Below are 20,154 nucleotides of genomic sequence, written 5' to 3' on the forward strand. Positions count from 1 at the left end.
GTGAGCCGCTCCTCCTTCCGGCCGCGAGCCGCACCGGTCGTGCTGCTCGCGGCCGTTCTCGTCCTCCTCCTGTCGTACGACCGGCTCGCGCCCGACGGGCGGCCCGCCGGGGAACGGCCGCCGCCGGGAGTGCCCTCGGGGTTCTTCACCGGCTCCGACGAGGCCGGGGTGCGCCGGATCGCCCGGGTGCAGGACTGGCTCGGCGGCGAGGCGCTGACCGTCGGGCACACGTACCTGCCGGGGGACCGCTGGTCCAACATCGAGGGGCACCCGGCGCTCTTCGGGCCGTGGGCGCGCTGGAAGGAGGAGCGGCCGGGGCGGCTCTTCGTGCTCAACGTGCCGCTGCTCGACCGCAGCGAGGCCGGTCTGCCCGACGAGGAGGTGCGGGAGGGGCTGCGGCGGGGCGCGGAGGGCGCGTTCGACGGGCACTTCCGGACCCTGGGGGAGCGGCTGGTGGAGCACCGGCTCGGGGACGCGGTCCTCGTCCTGGGCTGGGAGATGAACGGCACCACGTACAGCCACCGCTGCGGCCCGGACCCGGAGGCGTGGAAGGCGTACTGGCGGCGGACGGTCGAGGTGCTGCGGGCGGTGCCGGGACAGCGGTTCCGCTTCGACTTCACGGCGAGCCGGGGGCGGGACGCCGTGCCGTGGCCGCTCTGCTACCCCGGGGACGACGTCGTGGACGTCGTCGGCCTGGACGCCTACGACCAGCCCGCGGGCCTCTCCTTCCAGGAGCAGGTGCACGAGGAGTACGGCCTCGCCCATCACGTCCGGTTCGCGGCGGAGCACGGCAAGCCCGTCTCGTACCCGGAGTGGGGCCTCTTCCGGAACGGCGACAACCCGGCGTACGTCCGGGGGATGCTCGACTGGTTCGCCGCGCACCGGCCGGTCTACCAGACGATGACGGACTACTGCCCGCACGGGGTGTGGGAGTGCGCGGACAATCCGGAGTCGGCGCGGGTGGTCAGGGGCGCGCTGGGGGCGCCGGGCCGGTCCTGACCGCCGGTCTATCGTTCTCGGCATGCGACGCACGGATGTCTTCGGGGACGGCGGTGCCTGGACGGGGCTGGCCCTGGAGGTGGAGTCCCGGCGGCTGCCCGGACTGCGCCTGTTCGCCGCCGAGGGGCGGATCCTGCTCGCGCAGGGGGAGCGGCCGGTGCTGCTCGCCGCCGTCGACGACGATCGCTGCGGGGTCGGGTTCCGGCGTACGGACGCCTATCGTTCCGTCGTCCCGCCGCTGCGGGCCGCGGCCGCGCGGGAGGCGGCCGGGCGGCCGGACCGGTGGGCGTACCGCTTCGCGGAGCACCTGGCGCGGGCGGCGGACGGGCCGCTGCACTACGGGCGGTGGCTGCTCTCGCGCGAGGTCCCGGCGTTCTGGAACCACCGGAACCTGCCGCCCTCCGCGCACTGGGGCGAGATGCTCGTCGAGGGCCATCCCGACGGGTACCTCGACTGGTTCGTCCACCACGGGGCGTGGGAGGTCCTTCCGCTGCGGCCGGTGCCGGACCACGACGACGCGCGGGTCAAGGCGTACCGCAAGCAGGCCCGTGACGGGATCCTTCCGCCCGTCCTGCTGTGGTGGGTCAGCGGTCTGGACTGCCACGTGGTCCTGGACGGCCACGCCCGGCTGGCCGCCGCGATCGCCGAGTCGGTCGCGCCCCCGCTGCTGTACCTGGACCGCACCGCGCCCGGCGACGAGGTGGCGGCGGGGACGGAGCGGGCGGCGCGGGAGTACGAGGCCGAGCTGGCCCGTTTCGCGGAGCTGCGGGCCCGGCACGGCGACGCCGTCCCCGACGGCGCGGAGATCGCGGGGTCCGTGCTGGCCCGTCGTCTCGCGGAGCTGCGCACGGGGACGCGGCCCACCTGGGCCTGGCCGCTGCCCGGCGGGCGGGACGAGTGGAGCCGTGTCGCCCGTGAGGTGACGGGCGGGGAGGGCGACCTGCCGGGGTGACCGGGGTCAGGGGAGGGGCGGGCCGCCCCCGAGGGTGTCGAGGGTGCGGTCGAGGAGGGCCACGAGGTCGTCGGTGCGGCCACGTTCGGCCCAGTACACGGTGGTCTCGCGGAAGGCGCCGAGGACGGCGGCGGTGAGGACCCGTACCTCCAGGGCGTCGGGGGCGCGGCCGGTGCGGTCGGCGAGGACGCGGGTCAGGCGGCGGCCGGTCTCGGCGGCGGTCTCGGTGAGGCGGGCGCGCACGGCGGGGATCTCCACCATGAGCCGGGCGCGCAGCCGGGTCTCCTCCGGCTCTCGCGCGAGGGCGGTGCGGACCGCTTCGAGGAGGACCGCGCGCAGGGACTCCAGGGGGTCCTCGCCCGCCGGGCGGGCGCGCAGCCGGGCTTCGAGGAGGTCGTCGTCCTCGTCGGTGAGGAGGATGTCCTCGCGGACCGGGAAGTAGCGGACGACGGTCGAGGGGGAGACCTCGGCCGCCGCCGCGATCCGGTCGGTGGTGGCCGCCTCCCAGCCGTGCTCGGCGGCGAGCCGGTAGGTGGCTCTCCGGATCGCCGCGCGGGTCTTCGCCTTCTTGCGTTCGCGGAGGCTGGGGCGGGTGGGGGCGTCGGCGGCCATGCCGCCATTCTCCCGGGTCAGGCGTGCTGGTACGCCACCAGCGAGATGCCGACGTAGTGGACGATGAAGGCCGCCAGGGTCAGCGTGTGGAAGACCTCGTGGAAGCCGAACCAACGCGGGGACGGGTTGGGGCGCTTGATGCCGTAGATGATCCCGCCCGCGCTGTAGAGCAGGCCGCCGACGACGACCAGGACGAGGACGGCGATGCCGCCCGCGCGCAGGAAGTCGGGGAGGAAGAAGACCGCGGCCCAGCCCATCGCGATGTAGCAGGGCGTGTACAGCCAGCGGGGCGCGCCGACCCAGAAGACCCGGAAGGCGATGCCGGCGAGGGCCGCCGCCCAGACCGCCCACATGAGCGGCTTCGCCGTGGAGTCGGGGAGCAGCAGCAGGGTGAGCGGGGTGTAGGTGCCCGCGATGATCAGGAAGATGTTGGCGTGGTCGAGGCGCCGGAGCACGGCCTCGCCGCGCGGGCCCCAGGTGCCGCGGTGGTAGAGCGCGCTGACGCCGAAGAGGAGGCACGCGGTCAGGACGTAGATCCCACAGGCGATGCGGGCGCGGGGCGAGTCGGAGAGGGCGACCAGGACGAGGCCCGCGACGATCACGGTGGGGAACATGCCCGCGTGCAGCCAGCCTCTCAGCATGGGCTTCAGCGGGAGCGCCGGGGAGGAGTCGTCCGGGGTCACTTCCGGTGTGGCTGCAGTCATGGACGGAATCGTACCTACGGGCCCGTAAGTCCTGAATACGAGTGGCGATGCTCACGTGTGCACCCCTCTGGACATATGGGCGGATCCATCGGATGATCAAATGAGTGCGGTCGGCACCGGATGAGCAGCTACGAAGCATCCGGGTCGCAGCCCCCACGGGGCAAACATCTAAAAACCCCTCAAAAGGAGCAATCGTGGCGCGCGACAACGCGGCTCCCACCACCGTCCCCACCCAGCACCGGGAGCTCGTCTCCTGGGTGAACGAGATCGCCGAGATCACCCAGCCGGACAGCATCGTCTGGTGCGACGGCTCCGAGGCCGAGTACGAGCGCCTGTGCGAGGAGCTCGTCGCCAAGGGGACCTTCAAGAAGCTCGACCCGACCCTGCGCCCGAACTCCTACTACGCCGCCTCCGACCCCTCCGACGTCGCGCGCGTCGAGGACCGAACCTTCATCTGCTCCGAGAAGGAGGAGGACGCGGGCCCGACCAACCACTGGAAGGCCCCCGCGGAGATGAAGGACGTCTTCGCCGGTGAAGAGGGCATCTTCCGCGGCTCGATGCGCGGCCGCACCATGTACGTCGTGCCCTTCTGCATGGGCCCGGTCGGCTCCCCGCTCTCCGCCATCGGCGTCGAGATCACCGACTCCGCGTACGTCGCCGTCTCCATGCGCACCATGACCCGCATGGGACGGGCCGTCCTCGACGAGCTGGGCGACGACGGCTTCTTCGTCAAGGCCGTCCACACCCTCGGCGCCCCCCTCGCGGAGGGCGAGCAGGACGTGCCGTGGCCCTGCAACACCACCAAGTACATCTCGCACTTCCCCGAGACCCGCGAGATCTGGTCGTACGGCTCGGGCTACGGCGGCAACGCCCTGCTCGGCAAGAAGTGCTACGCGCTCCGCATCGCCTCCGTCATGGCCCGTGACGAGGGCTGGCTCGCCGAGCACATGCTGATCCTCAAGCTCACTCCGCCGCAGGGCGAGTCCAAGTACGTCGCCGCCGCCTTCCCGTCCGCCTGCGGCAAGACCAACCTGGCCATGCTGGAGCCCACGATCTCCGGCTGGACCGTCGAGACCATCGGCGACGACATCGCCTGGATGCGCTTCGGCGAGGACGGACGCCTGTACGCGATCAACCCCGAGGCCGGCTTCTTCGGCGTCGCGCCCGGCACCGGCGAGCACACCAACGCCAACGCCATGAAGACCCTCTGGGGCAACTCCGTCTTCACCAACGTCGCCCTCACCGACGACGGCGACGTGTGGTGGGAGGGCATGACCGAGGAGGCCCCGGCCCACCTCACGGACTGGAAGGGCAACGACTGGACGCCCGCGTCCGGGACGCCCGCCGCCCACCCCAACGCCCGCTTCACCGTCCCCGCCGGACAGTGCCCGACCATCGCGCCGGAGTGGGAGGACCCGAAGGGCGTGCCGATCTCGGCCATCCTCTTCGGCGGCCGCCGCGCCTCCGCCGTCCCGCTGGTCACCGAGTCCTTCGACTGGAACCACGGCGTCTTCCTCGGCGCCAACGTCGCCTCCGAGAAGACCGCCGCCGCCGAGGGCAAGGTCGGCGAGCTGCGCCGCGACCCCTTCGCCATGCTGCCCTTCTGCGGCTACAACATGGGCGACTACATGGCCCACTGGGTCAAGGTCGGTGCCGGCGCGGACCAGGCGAAGCTGCCGAAGATCTACTACGTGAACTGGTTCCGCAAGAACGACGCCGGCAAGTTCGTCTGGCCCGGCTTCGGCGAGAACAGCCGCGTCCTCAAGTGGATCGTCGAGCGCCTGGACGGCAAGGCGGAGGGCGTCGAGACCCCGATCGGCATCCTGCCGACCCCGGAGTCCCTCGACACCGACGGCCTGGACCTGCCGGCCGAGGACCTGGAGTTCCTGCTCAAGGTCGACCGCGATGTGTGGCGCGAGGAGGCCGCCCTCGTCCCCGACCACCTGAACACCTTCGGCGACCACACGCCGAAGGAGCTGTGGGACGAGTACCGGGCGCTCGTGGAGCGCCTGGGCTGATCCCGCCCCCCGAACTCGTGGTGGGTTGCCCCGAAATTCCGCCCTGACCAGTGGGGTCACGACGGCCCACCACGATCCGCCCGGCCCCCGGAGCCCCCTCAGGCTCCGGGGGCCGGCGCATTCCCCGGTCGGCCGCGCCCCCGGTCCTCCAGACGGCGGGTGTGCGTCCGCCGGATCTCCTCCGCCTCCTGGAGCGCGGCGGCGATCCCGGCCGCCTGCCCGTGCAGCGCGTCCGGCGCCGCCTTCGGGGCTGCCGGGTCGACCGTGTGCGTCCGCCCCTCCGGGGAGCGGAGGTGGTCGGTGAGCCGCCGCACCGCCTCCTCGCCTCGGGGCGGGCCGGGTGTACGAGGGGTGAAGGGGCGATCCCGGTACCGAACCGGAGCGGTCGGTACCGCGAACCCCCTTGCCGAAGGGGGTGGTTGGCGCCCGGTCCGCGCGGTTCGTGCCGCGCGGACCGGGGCCGTCAGGGGGCGGCGACCAGGGTGGGTTCCCCGGCCAGCGCCGCGGTGTGCGCGTCCATCCGCTCGGCGGAGAGGATCGCGGCGGTCGTGTCGGCCCGGGAGGCGGCGACGACCAGGGCGCGGCCCGCGAGGGCGTGCGCCTTTCCGTGCAGCTCCCGCGCGGACGCGCCGCTGAGGGCGGCGTGCCGTGCGGGCGGTGCGCCGCGCAGCCGCGCCACCTGCCGGGCGATGAGCTCGCCGGCCTCCGTGTCGCCCAGCTCGTCGGTGACGGCGAGCAGGGCCGCGAGGTGTCCGGCGAGCTGGATGTCCAGCTCCTCCTCGCGGGAGCGGTGCGGGTACGCGTCGTGGGCGTCGTCGGCCATCCGGTGGACCGACTTGGTGCGGATCGGTTCGTACATGGGACGGCCTCCTGAGTGCTCTGGAGCCATCCTAGCTTAGATCATGTCTAAAGTTGAGTCGGGTCTCACGTGGCGGGCTACGGCTGGCCGTAGCCGTCCAGGAACCGCCCGATCCGCGTCACCGCGTCCGCCAGGTCCGCCGCCGCCGGCAGCGTCACGATCCGGAAGTGGTCCGGCTCGTGCCAGTTGAAGCCCGTCCCGTGCACCACCATGATCTTCTCGGCCCGCAGCAGGTCCAGGACCATCTGCCGGTCGTCCTTGATCTTGTAGACGTTCGGGTCGAGCCTCGGGAAGAGGTACAGCGCCCCCTTCGGCTTCACGCACGTCACGCCCGGGATCTGCGTGAGCAGCTCGTACGCCGTGTCCCGCTGCTCCAGGAGCCGCCCGCCCGGCAGCACCAGGTCCTCGATCGACTGCCGGCCCTGGAGGGCGGCGGCCACCGCGTGCTGCGCCGGCATGTTCGCGCACAGGCGCATGTTGGCGAGGATCGTCAGGCCCTCGACGTACGAGGACGCGTGGTGCTTCGGGCCGCAGACCGCGAGCCAGCCGGAGCGGAAGCCGGCCACCCGGTAGTTCTTGCTCATCCCGTTGAAGGTGAGGCAGAGCAGGTCGGGCGCGATGGCGGCGGTCGGGGTGTGCGTGGTGCCGTCGTAGAGGATCTTGTCGTAGATCTCGTCCGAGCAGACGACCAGGCCGTGCCGGCGGGCGATCTCCGTCAGGGAGCGCAGCATCTCGTCGTCGTAGACGGCGCCGGTCGGGTTGTTCGGGTTGATGATCACGATCGCCTTGGTGCGGTCGGTGATCTTCCGCTCGATGTCCGCGAGGTCCGGCATCCAGTCGGCCTGCTCGTCGCAGCGGTAGTGCACGGCCGTACCGCCCGCGAGCGACACCGAGGCCGTCCACAGCGGATAGTCCGGGGCCGGGACGAGGACCTCGTCGCCGTCGTCCAGGAGCGCCTGCATCGCCATCTGGATCAGCTCGGAGACGCCGTTGCCGAGGTAGATGTCCTCGACGGAGAGCGGGATGCCCTTGGTCTCGTAGTGGCTCATGATCGCCCGGCGGGCCGAGAGCAGCCCCTTCGCGTCCCCGTAGCCGTGCGCGTCGGCCAGGTTGCGCAGCACGTCCTCCAGGATGGCGGGCGGGCACTCGAAGCCGAACGCGGCCGGATTGCCCGTGTTGAGCTTGAGGATGCGATGACCCGCGGCTTCGAGCCGCATCGCCTCTTCGAGCACCGGACCCCGGATTTCGTAACAGACGTTGGCGAGCTTCGTGGACTGGATCACCTGCATGACGAGAGCTTACGGCGGGGGCGGCCGGGGCGCTCCGTGTTTTGGGCCACGTCGGGGAGGGGGGAGGCCCGGGGCCGGGGGCGGTGCACGGGGGCGGGGCCGGATAGGTTGGCACGTCATGAGGGTCTTCAGCGCCTCCGGATGCCGGTGGCTGGGTGCGGGCGGGGCGCTCGCCGTCGCCGTGGGCGGATGGTTCGCCGGGACGCTGCCGTTGCGCGGCGGCTGGGGCCTGTGGGAGCGGCACGGCCCGGCGCCCACCACCGCCGGGGCCCTCCTCGCGTACCTCGGCCTGACCCTGCTCGTCGCCGCGTGGTGGCGGTACGGCGTGCTGCTCGTCCGGGGCGCCGCGGCCGCGCGGGACGGGGTCCTCGCGACCCTCGCCTGCTGGACCGCGCCCCTGCTCCTCGCCCCGCCCCTCCACAGCGCCGACGTCTACAGCTACGTCGCCCAGGGCGCGATGGTCCTCGAAGGGCACGACGTGTACGGCGCCGGGCCCTCCATCCTCGGCCCCGGCGACCTCGGCGCCGAGGCGGCGGCGAGCGTCGGCGGGCACTGGACCGCCACCCCCGCCCCGTACGGCCCCGCCTTCCTGCTCCTCGCGGCGGCCGTCGTGAAGCTCACCGGCGGCGCGGTCGTGCCCGCCGTCCTCGGCATGCGCCTGATCGCCCTCGGCGCGCTCGCGCTCACCGTGTGGGCCGTGCGGGGGCTCGGCGGCGGGCCCGGCGGCCGGGCGGGCGCGCTGTGGCTGGCCGTCCTCAACCCGCTCTTCCTGATCCACGTCGTCGGCGGCACCCACAACGACGGACTGATGATCGGGCTCGTCCTCGGCGGGGTCCTGCTCGCGACGCGGGGGCGGTGGGTGCTCGGCTCCGTCCTCGTCGGCTGCGCCGTCATGGTGAAGTCCCCGGCGGCGGTCGCCCTGCTCTTCATCGGGATCACGGTCGCCCGCCGGGACGGGGGCGGGGTACGGGGCCTGGCGAAGGGCCTCGTCCTTCCCGGGGCCGTCGCGGGGGCCGTGGCGGCCGGGGCGACGGTGCTCGCCGGGACCGGGTTCGGGTGGCTGCGGACGCAGAGCGTCGCCGGGACCATCCACACCGCCCTGTCGCTCACCAGCGACCTCGGGCTCGGGCTCGGGCTGCTCCTCGCGGACGACCCCGACCCGGTCAAGGACCTCGTGCAGAAGCTGGGCCTCGCCGCCGCGCTCGTCCTCATCGCGGTCCTCGCGCGGCGCTCCTGGCGGGGGCTCCTCGACCCGGTCCTCGGCCTCGGCCTCTCCCTGGTGGCCCTGGTCGCGCTCTCGCCGATGGTCCAGCCCTGGTACCTGCTGTGGGGGACGGCCGTCGTCGCGTCGGTGGCGTGGCACGGCCGGGCGGGGCAGATCCTCGCGGTCCTCTCGGCGGCGCTCGTCTACGAGACGGCGCCTTCGGGGCGTACGCCCTGGTACGGGTTCGTGGCGGCGGGTGCCGTGGCCGCGCTCGGGCTGCTGTGGGCGCGGCGGGAGCCGTGGCGGGCCGGTGCCGCGGAGGACGCCGACCGGCCCGCGGGCACTCCTACCGGGCGACCGGCGTCCGCCTGATCGCGCGTCCCGCGAGCACGTCCGTCCGCCTGCCGTCCTCGATCACGAACCTCCCCCCGACCAGGACGTGCGGGATGCCCGTCGGCAGGGTCCTCGGGTGCTCGTACGTCGCGCCCGGGGCGACCGTCGCCGGGTCGAAGAGGACCAGGTCGGCCACGTACCCCTCGCGGACCAGGCCCCGGTCGGGGAGGCGGAGGCGGGCGGCCGGGCGGGAGGTCAGGTGGGCGACGCACTCCTCCAGGGACAGGACGCCCAGCTCGCGCACGTACCGCCCCAGGTACGCGGGGAACGTGCCGTACGCGCGCGGGTGCGGCTTGAGGCCCTGGAGGATGCCGTCCGAGCCGCCGGTGTGCGTCCGGTGGCGCATGATCGCCCGGACGTTCTCCTCGTGGCCCACGTGCTGGAGGATCGTCGTGCCGAGCCGGTCCTCCAGGAGGAGCCGGCGGGCCGTGGCCCAGCCGTCGACGCGGCGGCCGACGAACCCCGCGAGCGCCGGCCCGTTCACCCCCGAGACCTCGATCGTGGACCAGTCGACCGGCACGCCGTGGCAGCCGTCCGAGCCGATCTCCTCCAGGTGGTGCCGGATCCGCTCGGCCGTCGCGTCGTCCCGGAGCCGCGCGAGCACCGCCTCCGGGCCGCCCTCGCTCGCCCAGCCCGGCAGCAGGGCCACCAGGGTCGTGCAGCCGGGGGTGTACGGGTACGTGTCGAGGCTGAGGTCCGCGCCGGCGTCCAGGGCCTCGTCCAGGAGGGCGAGCAGCTCCGGGGCCCGGCCCTCGTTCACGCCGAAGTTCATGGTGGCGTGCGCCAGGTGCAGGGCGCACCCGGCCGCGCGGGTCAGGGCGATCATCTCCGCGTACGCGTCGAGGGCCCCGGCGCCGTACGAGCGGTGGTGCGGGCAGTAGTAGCCGCCGTACTCCGCGACGACCCGGCACAGCTCGGTCAGCTCGGCGTCCGGCGCGTACATCCCGGGGGTGTACGTGAGGCCGGAGGACATGCCGACCGCGCCCTGTTCCAGGCCCTCGGCGACCAGCCGCCGCATCCGGTCCAGCTCGGCCGCCGTCGCCGGGCGGTCCTCCCAGCCGACGGCGAGGGCCCGGACCGTGCCCTGGGGAACGAGGTAGGCGGCGTTGACGGCGATGCCCCGGCCGCCGTGCGCGCCGTCGAGCCGGTCCAGGTACTCGCCGACCGTGCGCCAGTCCAGGTCCAGGTCGGAGCCGTCGCCGTTCCAGCCGGCGATCGCCCGCCGCACCTCCGCGAGCGTGCGGTCGTCCACCGGCGCGTACGACAGTCCGTCCTGGCCCAGGACCTCCAGGGTCACGCCCTGCGCGGCCTTCGCGGAGTGGTCCGGATCGCGGAGCAGCGCGAGGTCGCTGTGGGCGTGCATGTCGACGAAGCCGGGGGAGAGGACCAGGCCCTCGGCGTCCAGGATCCGGCGGCCGGTGGGCCGCTGGCAGCCGGCGGCGGCCGCCTCCCGGACGATCGTGGTGATCCGGCCGCCCTCGACGCCGACGTCGGCCCGGTAGGAGGGGCCGCCGCCGCCGTCGACGACCTCTGCGTCGCGGATGACGAGTTCCATCACTGTCCCGGCTCCCCGGTGCCTAGAAGAAGGTGCGGATGTGGTCGACCACCGTGCCGTCGGCCTCGACCAGCGGGATGAGCTGCCACTTGTCGAACGACGTGCACGGGTGGGAGAGGCCCATCCCCACCCAGTCCCCGACCTCCAGGTCCGCCCCCGGCTCCGTGCGCAGCCAGGCGTGCTGGTCGGAGAGGCCCGTCACGGTGACGCCCTCGGCGGGGCGGATCTCGCCCGTGCGGGCGTCGCGGACCACCTGGGCCTCCGGGAGGTGCAGGTCGTGGGCGGCGTCCCGCTTGCCCGCATTGGTGAAGGCCTGCTCGCCGGTGGGCCGGGAGACGACCTGCGACCAGAGCCGGAACGCGGGCTGGAGCGCGCCCTCCTCGGGAACCCGGTTGAAGGGGGTGAGGTGCCGGTAGTGGCCGTCGTCGTGCGAGACGTACGCGCCGGAGCGCAGCAGCTTCAGGACCGGCAGGGAGAGGGCGGGGAGCTCCGCGAAGACCTCGGCGACCGCGTCGAACCAGGCGCTGCCGCCCGCGCTCACCACGATCTCGCCGATGCCGGCGGCGAAGCGGCCCTCCGCGTCGAAGGCGGCGGCGAGGCCGGTGAGCCGCAGCAGCCAGGCCCGGACCCGCTCGGGGTCCGCCTCCGGCACCTCGCCCTCGTACCCGGCGACGCCGACGAGCCGCAGGGTGGCGGCTGCGGCGACCGCGTCCGCGACGGCGGCGCACCCGGCCTCCGTGCGGACGCCGGTGCGGGCCCCCTCGCCCGCGCCCAGCTCCACGACGACGTCCACCGGGCGGGCCGCCCCGGCGGCGCGCAGGGCCTCGTCCATCAGCTCGACGCCGCGCACCGAGTCGACGTAGCAGACGAAGCGGAAGTCCGGGTCGGCGTCGAGCTCGGCGGCGAGCCAGCGCAGGGCGGCGGGGTCGACCAGCTCGTTGGCGAGGAAGATCCGGGCGATGCCGTGGGCGCGGTAGACGCGGGCCTGGTGGGGCACGGCGGCGGTGATGCCCCAGGCGCCGTGCGCGAGCTGCCGCTCGAAGAGCTGCGGGGCCATGGAGGTCTTGCCGTGCGGGGCGAAGGCGAGGCCGTGGCGCTCGGCGTACGTCTCCAGGAGGCGCAGGTTGTGCGCGACGGACTCGGCGGAGAGGGCGAGGACGGGGGTGGTGTAGCCGCCGGTGAAGAGGTTGCGGCGCTGGGCGGAGAGCTCGCCGACGGTCAGGCCCCCGGCGTCCGGGGGGAGGGCCTTGAAGCGGTGGTCGACGCGTTCGGCGGAGAGGTCGGGGACCTCGTGCTCCTGCCGCGCGGGCGTCTCGTTCACCGGGCCGGGCATGGGGCCTCCTCCTCATGGATGTTGCACATCACGCAACGCTCATTGCGCATCTTGCTCACGGCTGTCTAACATCCGGGCCAAGGCCGGGTCAATGGACCCGTGGGAGTCGCAGGGAGCACGAGAGTGAGCGGACACGCGATCCCGGATACGATCCCGGACGTCGTCCGCGCGGTGGATGCCGTGGATGCCGTGGACCCTGCGGGCCTTGTGGGACCCGTGGATGCCGTGGACTCTGCGGGCCTTGTGGGACCCGTGGATGCCGTTGACCCTGCGGGCCTTGTAGGACCCGTGAACCCCGTGGACGTCGTCTGCCTCGGCGAGTCCATGGTCACCTTCCTGCCCTCCCGGCCGGGCCGCCTCGCGGACGTCCCCTCCTTCACCCGGGCGATCGGCGGTGCCGAGACCAACGTCGCCTGCGCGCTGGCCGCCGCCGGGCACCGCGCCAAGTGGGTCGGGCGCGTCGGCGGCGACGGCTTCGGCGACCACCTGGTCGAGGTCGTCGGCGGTCACGGCGTCGACGTCTCCGCCGTGGGCCGCGACCCGCACCGGCCGACCGGGATCTACTTCCGTACGGACGAGGACCGGGCCACCGACGCCCACGAGGTCGTCTACTACCGGGCCGGTTCCGCCGCCTCGGCCATGTCGCCCGCCACCGTCCCGTACGAGAGCGTCGCCGGGGCCCGCATCCTGCACCTCACCGGCATCACCGCCGCGCTCTCCGGGGACTGCCTGGCCCTGCTGCGGGAGCTGACCGCCCCGCGCCCCGGCCGCCCGCTGGTCTCCTTCGACGTCAACCACCGGCCGGCCCTGTGGCGCGGCGGCGACGCCCCCGGCGTCCTCCTCGAACTGGCCCGCCGCGCCGACGTCGTCTTCGTCGGGGCGGACGAGGCGGAGCGGCTGTGGGGGCTGAGGGGCGCGCGGGAGGTCTTCGACGCCGTCTCCGGACCCGAGGTGGTCGTGGTCAAGCTGGGCGGGGGCGGGGCCGTCGCCGCCGACCGGAGCCGCGCGGCCCGCGCGGGCCTGGAGGACGGCGACGGGACCGCGACCCACGTCCCCGCCCCCCGCGTCGACGTCGTCTCCCCGATCGGTGCCGGGGACGCCTTCGCCGCCGGGTTCCTCTCCGCGACCCTCCGCGGTCTCGACCTGCGGGCCCGGCTCCGGCACGGGCACCTGATGGCCGCCGCCGCGCTCACCGTCCCCGGCGACCTGGCCGCCCCGCCCCGCCGCGACCGCCTCGACCGCCTGGCCGCGCTCGACGACGCGGCCTGGGGGACACTTCACCTCGGCCCCGGCTGGACGGAGGCCGACGAGAAGGACCCCGGGCGGACGGGCGAGGGCCCGGAAGGCCCCGGCCGCGCGGGGGACGACCAGGAGGTACGCACGCCATGAGCCAGACCGTCGACCGGGCGCTCAGCATCCTGCCGCTGCTCGCGCAGGGCCCCGCCGACCTCGGGCAGGTCGCCGAGAGCCTCGGCGTCCACAAGTCCACGGCCCTGCGGCTGCTGCGCACCCTCCACGAGCACGGCCTCGTCCATCGCCAGCAGGACCAGCGCTACCGCCTGGGCGCCCGGCTCTTCGCGCTCGCGCAGGAGGCCGTCGAGAACCTCGACGTCCGGGAGATCGCGCACCCCTACCTCACCGCGCTCAACGAGCGGATCGGGCACACGATCCACCTCGCGGTGTACGAGGAGGGGGAGGTGCTCTACATCGACAAGGTCGAGAGCCGGTACCCGGTCCGCATGTACTCGCGGATCGGCAGGCCCGTCGCGATCACCGTCGCCGCCGTCGCCAAGCTGCTCCTGGCCGACCTGCCCGAGGCCGAGCGGCGCGCGGTCGCCATGAAGCTCGACTACCCCCCGTACACGCCCCGTTCGACGCCGAACGCCGCCGCCTTCCTCAAGGAGCTGGCGACCGTCCGCGAGCAGGGGTGGGCCACCGACCTCGGCGGCCACGAGGAGTCCATCAACTGCGTCGGCGCCCCCATCCGCGGCGCCGACGGGCGGGTCGTCGCCGCCATGTCGGTCTCGGCGCCCAACGTGGTCGTCACGGCCGAGGAACTCCTCACCCTCCTCCCGCAGGTGCGCCGCACCGCGGACGCCATCAGCCGGGAGTACTCCGGCACCGCCCCGACCAAGGACACCGCATGAGCGACCAGCCGACCGCGCAGACGCCCGCCCAGCCCGTACAGCCCGCCGAGAAGATCGCCCTCACCCCGGCGACCCACACCGCCCCGCCCGCGAAGTTCTCGCACGGCGTGAGGAAGGGCAACATCCTCCAGGTCGCCGGCCAGGTCGGCTTCCTGCCCGCCGTCGAGGGCCGGGCGCCCACCGTCGCGGGCCCGACCCTGCGCGAGCAGACCCTCCAGACCTTCGCCAACGTCAAGGCGATCCTGGAGGAGGGCGGCGCGAGCTGGGACGACGTCATGATGATGCGCGTCTACCTGACCGACGTGGACCACTTCGCCGAGATGAACGAGATCTACAACCAGTACTTCGAGGAGCAGGGCCTCAAGGCACCCGCCTCCGCCCGCACCACCGTCTACGTCGGCCTCCCACCCGGCCTCCTCATCGAGATCGACGCGCTGGCGGTCCTCGACTGAAGAACCTTTCCCCGTGCGAGGGTCGACGCCCGAGGCCACAGGGGGACATCGCATGGGGCGCATCGGGAGGACGAAACCGCCCGGCATCGGCGTACCGCTCGCGGCCGCGCCGTGCGCGGCGCTGCTGTCCGGCTGCGGCGGGGCGGAGGAGAAGGCGGACCCGGCGGACCAGGACCGCTTCCTCGGACGGTACGTGACGCTGCTCAACGCCGCGGAGGAGCCCGGCCCGGCCGGCCTCCTCCGCGGCCACCCGAACGGCGGGGACGACGCCCGCGCCCGGATCGCGGCGTACGGCGGCCAGGACCGGGACGTGACGTGGCAGCGCACCTCCGAGTTCCCGGACGTCCGGAGCGTCCGGCTGACCGGGACCTCCGGCGACCGGAAGCGCCCGGTCGCGGTCGTGGAGACCGTGAACCGGGAGGACGGCCACTGGTCGCTGACCCCACGGGACGGCGTGGCCCCGAAGCCGCCCGGCGCGGCGGACGCGACGCGCCCCAGGTGACGGGAGCGGGCCCGTACCTCCTCCGGGGGAGGTACGGGCCCGCACCGGGCCGCCGGCCGGGTCACGTCGTGCAGTACTGGCCCTGCTTGCCGATCGAGCGGTACATGCAGTCGGCGTTCTCCAGGAGTTGGAGGACCGCGTCGCGGTTGCGGGAGGTTTCGCGTTCGATGACCTCGTCGGGCGGGTAGAAGCCGCCGTTCCAGGAGGACGTCGGGTACATCTCGAAGGTGTACGCGAAGATCTTCTGCGCGCCCCACAGGTAGTCGTCGATCGAGCCGTCCGTGACGTACAGGTCGCTGGACTGCTCGGGCGTGTAGCCGTTGCTCGCGGCCATCTTCTTCCCCACGGCCGCGAAGGCGTCGCGGTCGTCCTTGGTCATGCCCGGGGCGGTGTCGGCGGTGGTCCAGCCGAACGGCCAGAGGACCAGCTCGCTGTACGTGTGGAAGTCGATCGACGCCTTGATCTGCTGCTTCCCGCCGACCACCCGGGAGCGGACGAAGTCGGCGACGACCTTCACCTCGGGGGCCGACTCGGGGGCCGCGCCCCGGTAGGTCTCGGAGCTCTTGGTGCCGGAGGAGCCGCCGCAGCAGCCCCACTTGTAGTTCCAGTTCCGGTTCTGGTCCGTGCCGACGTACGAGGAGCCGGAGTTGGGCTGCCGGTTCTTGCGCCAGCTGCGGTAGGAGCCGGACGCGATGTCGTACTCGCCGCCGTCCGGGTTGAGGTCCGGCACGATCCAGATCTCGCGCCCGTTCACGGCGTTGGTGACCCTGCTGTCCGTGCCGTAGCCCGCGCCGAGTTCGCGCAGCAGGTAGAGCGCCATCTCGACGGTCAGGTGCTCGCGGGCGTGCTGGTGGTGGGTGAAGAGGACCTCGGGCTCGTTCTCGTCGGCGGCCACGTTGTCGCTGACCTTGATCGCGACGATGTCCCGGCCCTCGTACGACTTCCCGATCACCCGCTTGCTCATGATCGAGGGGTACTGGGCGAGCCGCTGGTCGATCTCCGCGCTCGCCTCGGCGTAGTTGTGGTAGCGGGAGTCCGCCGACGGGAAGTCCAGCGGGCCGAGCGCCGACCGGGCGGCCTCGCCCCGGTCCGGCGGGCCGGGCAGGGCCACCGGCTCGTACCCCAGGGCCTTGACGCGCCGGAGCTGCTCGGCGTTCGCGCTGACCACGACCGCGCGGGCGTCGACCTCGTCGATCGAGACCCCGGTGGCGGCGAGCACGGTGCGGGCGGCCGGGGTGGCGGGGCCGGCGACCTCGTACTGCCGGACCACCTCCCCGGACGCGGATGCGGAAGCGGCGGAACGAGCGGCGGTCGGCGCCGGACCGGCCCCGGCGGGCGTCGAGAGCGCGGAGAGGGGCGCCGCGAGGGCGAGCGCCACGAGGGACGCGAGGAGGGCGGGCCTCCTGCCGGGCCTCCTCGCGCGGAGGGAACGTCGCATGCTGTCTCCTGGGTGGGGAGTGTGGGGGGTGCGACAACGACAGACGACAAAGTGGTACGGGGTGCGGGGTGTGGGGTGCGGGGTGCGGGTCTGTACGGGGTCGTGCGGGGTGTTCCGGACATGGTGAAGTGATGTCATGGACGGGTCAAGAGAGGGACTTCGGCCATACTGTCCCGCGTGGGGACCCTCATCGGCAGATACGTCATCGAGCACAAGCTGGGCGAAGGCGGCATGGGCACCGTCTACCTTGCCCGATCGCGCGGCGGACGCGCCGTCGCCGTCAAAGTGGCGCGGCCGGAACTCGCCTCCGATCCCTCTTTTCGCGCACGCTTCCGCGCCGAGGTCGCCGCCGCCCGTCAGGTCGGCGGCTTCCACACCGCGCAGGTCGTCGACGCCGACCCCGAGGCCGAGGCGCCCTGGCTCGCCACCGCCTACGTCCCCGGCCCCACCCTCGCCGCCCTCGTCACCGCCGAGGGCCCCATGGACGAGGCGCGGCTGCGCGCCCTCGGCGCCGCGCTCGCCGAGGCCCTGGAGGCCATCCACGCCTGCGGGCTCGTCCACCGCGACCTCAAGCCGGGCAACATCGTCATGGCCCCCGACGGGCCGCGCGTCCTCGACTTCGGGATCGCCCGCGCCCTGGAGTCGACCCGCCTCACCGCCACCGGCTCCGCCTTCGGCACCCCCGGCTACCTCGCCCCCGAACAGGCCCTCGGCGAGGAGGTGACGGGCGCCGCCGACGTCTTCGCCCTCGGCGCCGTCCTCGTCGCCGCCGCCGGTGGCCGCCCCTTCGGGGACGGCACGCCGATGGGCCTCATGTACCGCTCGGTCCACGAGGCCCCGGACCTGGCCTCCGTCCCGGAGTCCCTGCGCGGCCTGGTCGCCCGCTGCCTGGCCAAGGACCCGGCCGAACGCCCCACGCCGGACGAGATCCTGGACGCGCTGGGGGAGGGGGCGGGTCACCCCGCCACGGTGGTCGTGCCCGGGCCCGTCCACCCCTACGGCTCCCCGACACCCCCCGTACCGCCTTCCGTACCGCCCTCCGCACCGCCCTCCGCCCTTCCGACGGCACCCGCCTACGGGCCGCCGGGACACGTGCCGCCCCCGGGGCCCGGCTTCGGCCCCCCGGGCGCCTTCGCCGTACCGCCACCGCCCTCCGTGCCGCCCGGAGCCGTACCACCGGGATCCGTACTGCCCGGACCCGTACCACCAGGGGCCGTACCGCCCGGCTCCGTGCCGGAGTTCGTGGCCGCCGACAAGGTGTCCGGGATCGTCGTCGACGGCTCCGGCGTGCACCTCCAGCTCTACGGCGAGGAGGTGGACTTCGGCTGGGAGGAGATCTCGGGCGTGGACCTCCTGCGGACCCGCCGCGGCCGGGGCCTGCGCGTCGTGGTCTCGCTCCACGGGGGCGGCGCGTACAGCTGCGACCTCGACGGGCGCCGTACCGCCCGGGTCGAGGAGTGGGTGGCCCGGCTCGACCCGGTCCTGGCCGCCTTCCTGCCCCGCCGCTGACGCGCCCCGGCCGGACCCGGGAACGACGCAGCGCCGCCGGGGGAGCGGCGGCGCTGCGGAGCCCGTACGCGTACGGGAGGGGCTACCGGTTACGGGAGGCCGTGCACGTGCGGGCCGACCGCGTTCGACCAGGCGTTGCCGGCCGTCGCGTCCCAGTTGGTGGACCAGGTCATGGCGCCGCGCAGGGACGGCCAGGCCTGGGCCGGCTTGAAGGTGCCGCAGTTGGTGAGCCTGGTGAGGCAGTCCAGCGCGTTGTTCACGATCTGCGGGGAGACGTAGCCGCTGCCCGCGCCCCGGGTGGAGGCGGGGACGCCCAGGCCGACCTGCGACGGGTCGAGACCGCCCTGGATCTGGATGCAGGCGAGCGCGGTGAGGAAGTCCACCGAGCCCTGGCTGTAGACCTTGCCGTCGCAGCCCAGCATCGAACCGCTGTTGTAGTACTGGGTGTTGATCACCGTGAGGATGTCCTTCACGGCGAGCGCGGTCTTGAAGTACTCCGTGCCCGTGTTCTGCATGTCGATGGTCTGCGGGGCCATCGTCAGGACCAGGCCCGGACCCACCTTCGCGGAGAGCTGGCGCAGCGCCTTGGTGAGGTACGTGGAGTTGATGCCGTGTTCGAGGTCGATGTCGACGCCGTTGAAGCCGTACTCCTGCATCAGGGCGTACGTGCTGTTGGCGAAGGCGGTGGCGCTCGCGTCACTGTTGATCGTGACGTTGCCCTTCTCGCCGCCGACGGAGATGATCACGGACTTGCCGGCCGCCTTCTTGGCCGCCACGTCGGACTTGAACTCGGCGACCGAGGAGTAGCCGACCGCCGGGTCGAGGTTGAAGACGATCTGGCCGGGCGTGGCCGTCGAGTCGGCGAAGGAGACGGCGATGATGTCGTACGCCGCCTGCACGTCCCGCAGCTTCTGCTTGGCCGCGCCGTTGTCGAAGTTCTGCCAGTAGCCGGTCACGGCGTGCTTGGGCACGGCCGGGCCGGGGCCCGTCTGGTTCTTGGCGGTGCGCGCCGTCACGGCGGCGGACTTCGCGGACTCGCCCGCGGAGTTCACCGCGGAGACCTGGAACTGGTACGCGGTGTCGGCGGCGAGCCCGGTGACCGTGGCGGAGGTGCCGCTCACGGTCTGCGGGGCGGCGCCGTCCCGGTACACCTTGTAGGACGTCGCGCCGGAGACCGCGCCCCAGCTCAGGGCGACGGAGGAGGTGGTGGTGGCGCCCGCCACGAGGCCCGCGGGGGTGGCCGGGACGACCGGGTCGGGGTCCGGGGCGCCGCCCCCGTCGGGCCCGTACACGCTCACGTCGTCGACGAAGTAGGGGGAGGTGCCGTACCAGCCGTGGGTGTGGATCTCGACCGAGGTGGTGGAGGCGCCCGTGGTGAAGGTGGTGGTCAGCTGCTTCCAGGACGGGGAGTCCGGCGTCCAGGTGGAGACCGAGCCGGTGCCGGTCCCGGTGCCGCTCGCGCCGAGGTAGGCGTAGCCGCCCTGGACCCAGGCGCTCAGCGTGTACGTCGAGTTGGGCTTCACGGTCACGGTCTGCACGCACTTGGCGTTGTCGAGACCGGCCGGGGCGGCCTTCAGGGCGCCGGCGCCGGTGCGGGCCGGCGAGGAGACGGCGGCGCCGCTCCCGGCGGAACAGGCCCAGTTGGCGAGGCCGTTCTCGAAGCCCGCGTTCCTGGCGACGTTGACGTCCGCGGCCTGGGCGGTGCCGGCTCCGCCGACGAGGACGAGCCCGGAGCCGACGGCGAGCGCGAGGGCCCCGCCGAGCCATCTGCGTCCGTGCGGGCGGGTGGTGGTGCGGTCCACGTGCATCCTCCGTGGGGGAGTTGGGGATGTGGAGGTGCCGTACGTCGTCGTACGGAGGGGGTTCGTACGGGGGTACGAGGCGGTACGAGGGGTACGGGAGGTAAAGAAGGTACGAGAGGTGCGGGTTCGGACGGTGGCCACCGTTGTTCGAACAAGCTGGTCCAGACCAATCGCGTTGTCAAGACCTCTGACGGCAAACGGTGTTCGGACGGAGGGGACGCACCGATCGGAAGGCCCCCGGGCCGGGGCCCCGCGCCTGCCCCCTCCGGGCCCGGGCGGTGGGCCCGAATAAATGGAGGGAGCTTGGCGGATTGTGTGTTCACCACCCCGGGGGACGCGGATAAGGTGCAGAGGCGGCCGCATCCCGGTGTGACGTCGTGAACGCG

18 protein-coding genes are annotated in these 20,154 nt (G+C 73.6%); 9 read left to right on the forward strand and 9 right to left on the reverse strand.

Going from position 1 to position 20,154, the window contains the following annotated elements:
- Together OO47_RS19705 and OO47_RS19710 are read left to right on the forward strand one after the other, a co-directional pair.
- Positions 1–999: a glycosyl hydrolase gene (locus OO47_RS19705; RefSeq protein ID WP_030217158.1), complete on the forward strand. Its 999-nt coding sequence runs from the start codon at positions 1–3 to the stop codon at positions 997–999.
- A gap of 22 nt (positions 1,000–1,021) precedes the next feature.
- On the forward strand, positions 1,022–1,951 hold the full coding sequence (locus tag OO47_RS19710) for a hypothetical protein (RefSeq protein ID WP_030217160.1): 930 nt from the start codon (positions 1,022–1,024) through the stop codon (positions 1,949–1,951).
- 6 nt (positions 1,952–1,957) lie between these two features.
- Here OO47_RS19710 and OO47_RS19715 read toward each other — a convergent pair whose 3' ends face one another.
- Both OO47_RS19715 and trhA read right to left on the reverse strand, forming a co-directional pair.
- The gene (locus tag OO47_RS19715; RefSeq protein WP_030217163.1) at positions 1,958–2,563 is read right to left on the reverse strand and encodes a TetR/AcrR family transcriptional regulator; all 606 of its coding nucleotides are present in this window, start codon (positions 2,561–2,563) and stop codon (positions 1,958–1,960) included.
- A 17-nt stretch (positions 2,564–2,580) separates the two neighbouring features.
- Positions 2,581–3,267 carry a PAQR family membrane homeostasis protein TrhA gene (gene trhA, locus OO47_RS19720; protein WP_030217166.1) on the reverse strand — a complete coding sequence of 229 codons (687 nt, stop codon included), beginning with the start codon at positions 3,265–3,267 and terminating at the stop codon, positions 2,581–2,583.
- 194 nt (positions 3,268–3,461) lie between these two features.
- On the opposite strand from trhA, the gene OO47_RS19725 reads away from it, so the two are divergent.
- On the forward strand, positions 3,462–5,285 hold the full coding sequence (locus OO47_RS19725) for a phosphoenolpyruvate carboxykinase (GTP) (protein WP_030217169.1): 1,824 nt from the start codon (positions 3,462–3,464) through the stop codon (positions 5,283–5,285).
- Between the two features lie 98 nt (positions 5,286–5,383).
- On the opposite strand, the gene OO47_RS19730 is transcribed toward OO47_RS19725, so the two are convergent.
- From OO47_RS19730 to OO47_RS19740, 3 genes are all read right to left on the reverse strand, one after another.
- Complete coding sequence (locus tag OO47_RS19730) at positions 5,384–5,599, reverse strand: hypothetical protein (protein WP_030217172.1); 216 nt, start codon at positions 5,597–5,599, stop codon at positions 5,384–5,386.
- Between the two features lie 149 nt (positions 5,600–5,748).
- The gene (locus OO47_RS19735; RefSeq protein ID WP_030217175.1) at positions 5,749–6,144 is read right to left on the reverse strand and encodes an SCO4983 family protein; all 396 of its coding nucleotides are present in this window, start codon (positions 6,142–6,144) and stop codon (positions 5,749–5,751) included.
- 77 nt (positions 6,145–6,221) lie between these two features.
- Positions 6,222–7,433 (reverse strand): pyridoxal phosphate-dependent aminotransferase, encoded by a 1,212-nt coding sequence (locus OO47_RS19740; RefSeq protein WP_030217177.1) that lies wholly within the window; start codon positions 7,431–7,433, stop codon positions 6,222–6,224.
- Positions 7,434–7,551: 118 nt separating this feature from the next.
- Between OO47_RS19740 and mptB the strand changes: the two genes are divergently transcribed.
- Positions 7,552–9,009 carry a polyprenol phosphomannose-dependent alpha 1,6 mannosyltransferase MptB gene (gene mptB / locus OO47_RS19745; RefSeq protein WP_030217182.1) on the forward strand — a complete coding sequence of 486 codons (1,458 nt, stop codon included), beginning with the start codon at positions 7,552–7,554 and terminating at the stop codon, positions 9,007–9,009.
- On the opposite strand, the gene OO47_RS19750 is transcribed toward mptB, so the two are convergent.
- Positions 8,984–10,585: an N-acyl-D-amino-acid deacylase family protein gene (locus OO47_RS19750; RefSeq protein ID WP_033209648.1), complete on the reverse strand. Its 1,602-nt coding sequence runs from the start codon at positions 10,583–10,585 to the stop codon at positions 8,984–8,986. The two genes, mptB and OO47_RS19750, sit on opposite strands and share 26 nt — an antisense overlap.
- 22 nt (positions 10,586–10,607) lie before the next feature.
- Positions 10,608–11,918: an alanine racemase gene (locus OO47_RS19755; RefSeq protein ID WP_051716163.1), complete on the reverse strand. Its 1,311-nt coding sequence runs from the start codon at positions 11,916–11,918 to the stop codon at positions 10,608–10,610.
- 324 nt (positions 11,919–12,242) lie between these two features.
- On the opposite strand from OO47_RS19755, the gene OO47_RS19760 reads away from it, so the two are divergent.
- Genes OO47_RS19760 through OO47_RS19775 form a run of 4 tightly spaced genes read left to right on the forward strand, consistent with a single transcriptional unit; the run spans position 12,243 to position 15,019 of the window.
- Positions 12,243–13,307 (forward strand): sugar kinase, encoded by a 1,065-nt coding sequence (locus tag OO47_RS19760; RefSeq protein WP_051716173.1) that lies wholly within the window; start codon positions 12,243–12,245, stop codon positions 13,305–13,307.
- Positions 13,304–14,065 (forward strand): IclR family transcriptional regulator, encoded by a 762-nt coding sequence (locus OO47_RS19765; protein WP_030217193.1) that lies wholly within the window; start codon positions 13,304–13,306, stop codon positions 14,063–14,065. Before OO47_RS19760 ends, OO47_RS19765 begins: the two co-directional genes overlap by 4 nt.
- Entirely contained in the window at positions 14,062–14,517 is a 456-nt protein-coding gene (locus tag OO47_RS19770) for a RidA family protein (RefSeq protein ID WP_051716164.1), read from the forward strand. Before OO47_RS19765 ends, OO47_RS19770 begins: the two co-directional genes overlap by 4 nt.
- A gap of 52 nt (positions 14,518–14,569) precedes the next feature.
- The gene (locus OO47_RS19775) at positions 14,570–15,019 is read left to right on the forward strand and encodes a hypothetical protein (RefSeq protein ID WP_030217197.1); all 450 of its coding nucleotides are present in this window, start codon (positions 14,570–14,572) and stop codon (positions 15,017–15,019) included.
- Positions 15,020–15,080: 61 nt separating this feature from the next.
- Here OO47_RS19775 and OO47_RS19780 read toward each other — a convergent pair whose 3' ends face one another.
- Entirely contained in the window at positions 15,081–16,457 is a 1,377-nt protein-coding gene (locus OO47_RS19780) for a M14 family metallopeptidase (protein WP_030217199.1), read from the reverse strand.
- A gap of 177 nt (positions 16,458–16,634) precedes the next feature.
- Here OO47_RS19780 and OO47_RS19785 point away from each other — a divergent pair, with 177 nt between their 5' ends.
- Entirely contained in the window at positions 16,635–17,966 is a 1,332-nt protein-coding gene (locus OO47_RS19785; RefSeq protein ID WP_033209650.1) for a serine/threonine-protein kinase, read from the forward strand.
- An 89-nt stretch (positions 17,967–18,055) separates the two neighbouring features.
- Here the strand turns inward: OO47_RS19785 and OO47_RS19790 are convergent, their stop codons facing one another.
- Positions 18,056–19,774, reverse strand: a complete 1,719-nt coding sequence (locus OO47_RS19790; RefSeq protein WP_199812316.1) for a chitinase — start codon at positions 19,772–19,774, stop codon at positions 18,056–18,058.
- Between the last annotated feature and the right edge of the window lie 380 nt (positions 19,775–20,154).

The organism is Streptomyces bikiniensis (assembly GCF_000716625.1).
Classification (GTDB): domain Bacteria; phylum Actinomycetota; class Actinomycetes; order Streptomycetales; family Streptomycetaceae; genus Streptomyces; species Streptomyces bikiniensis.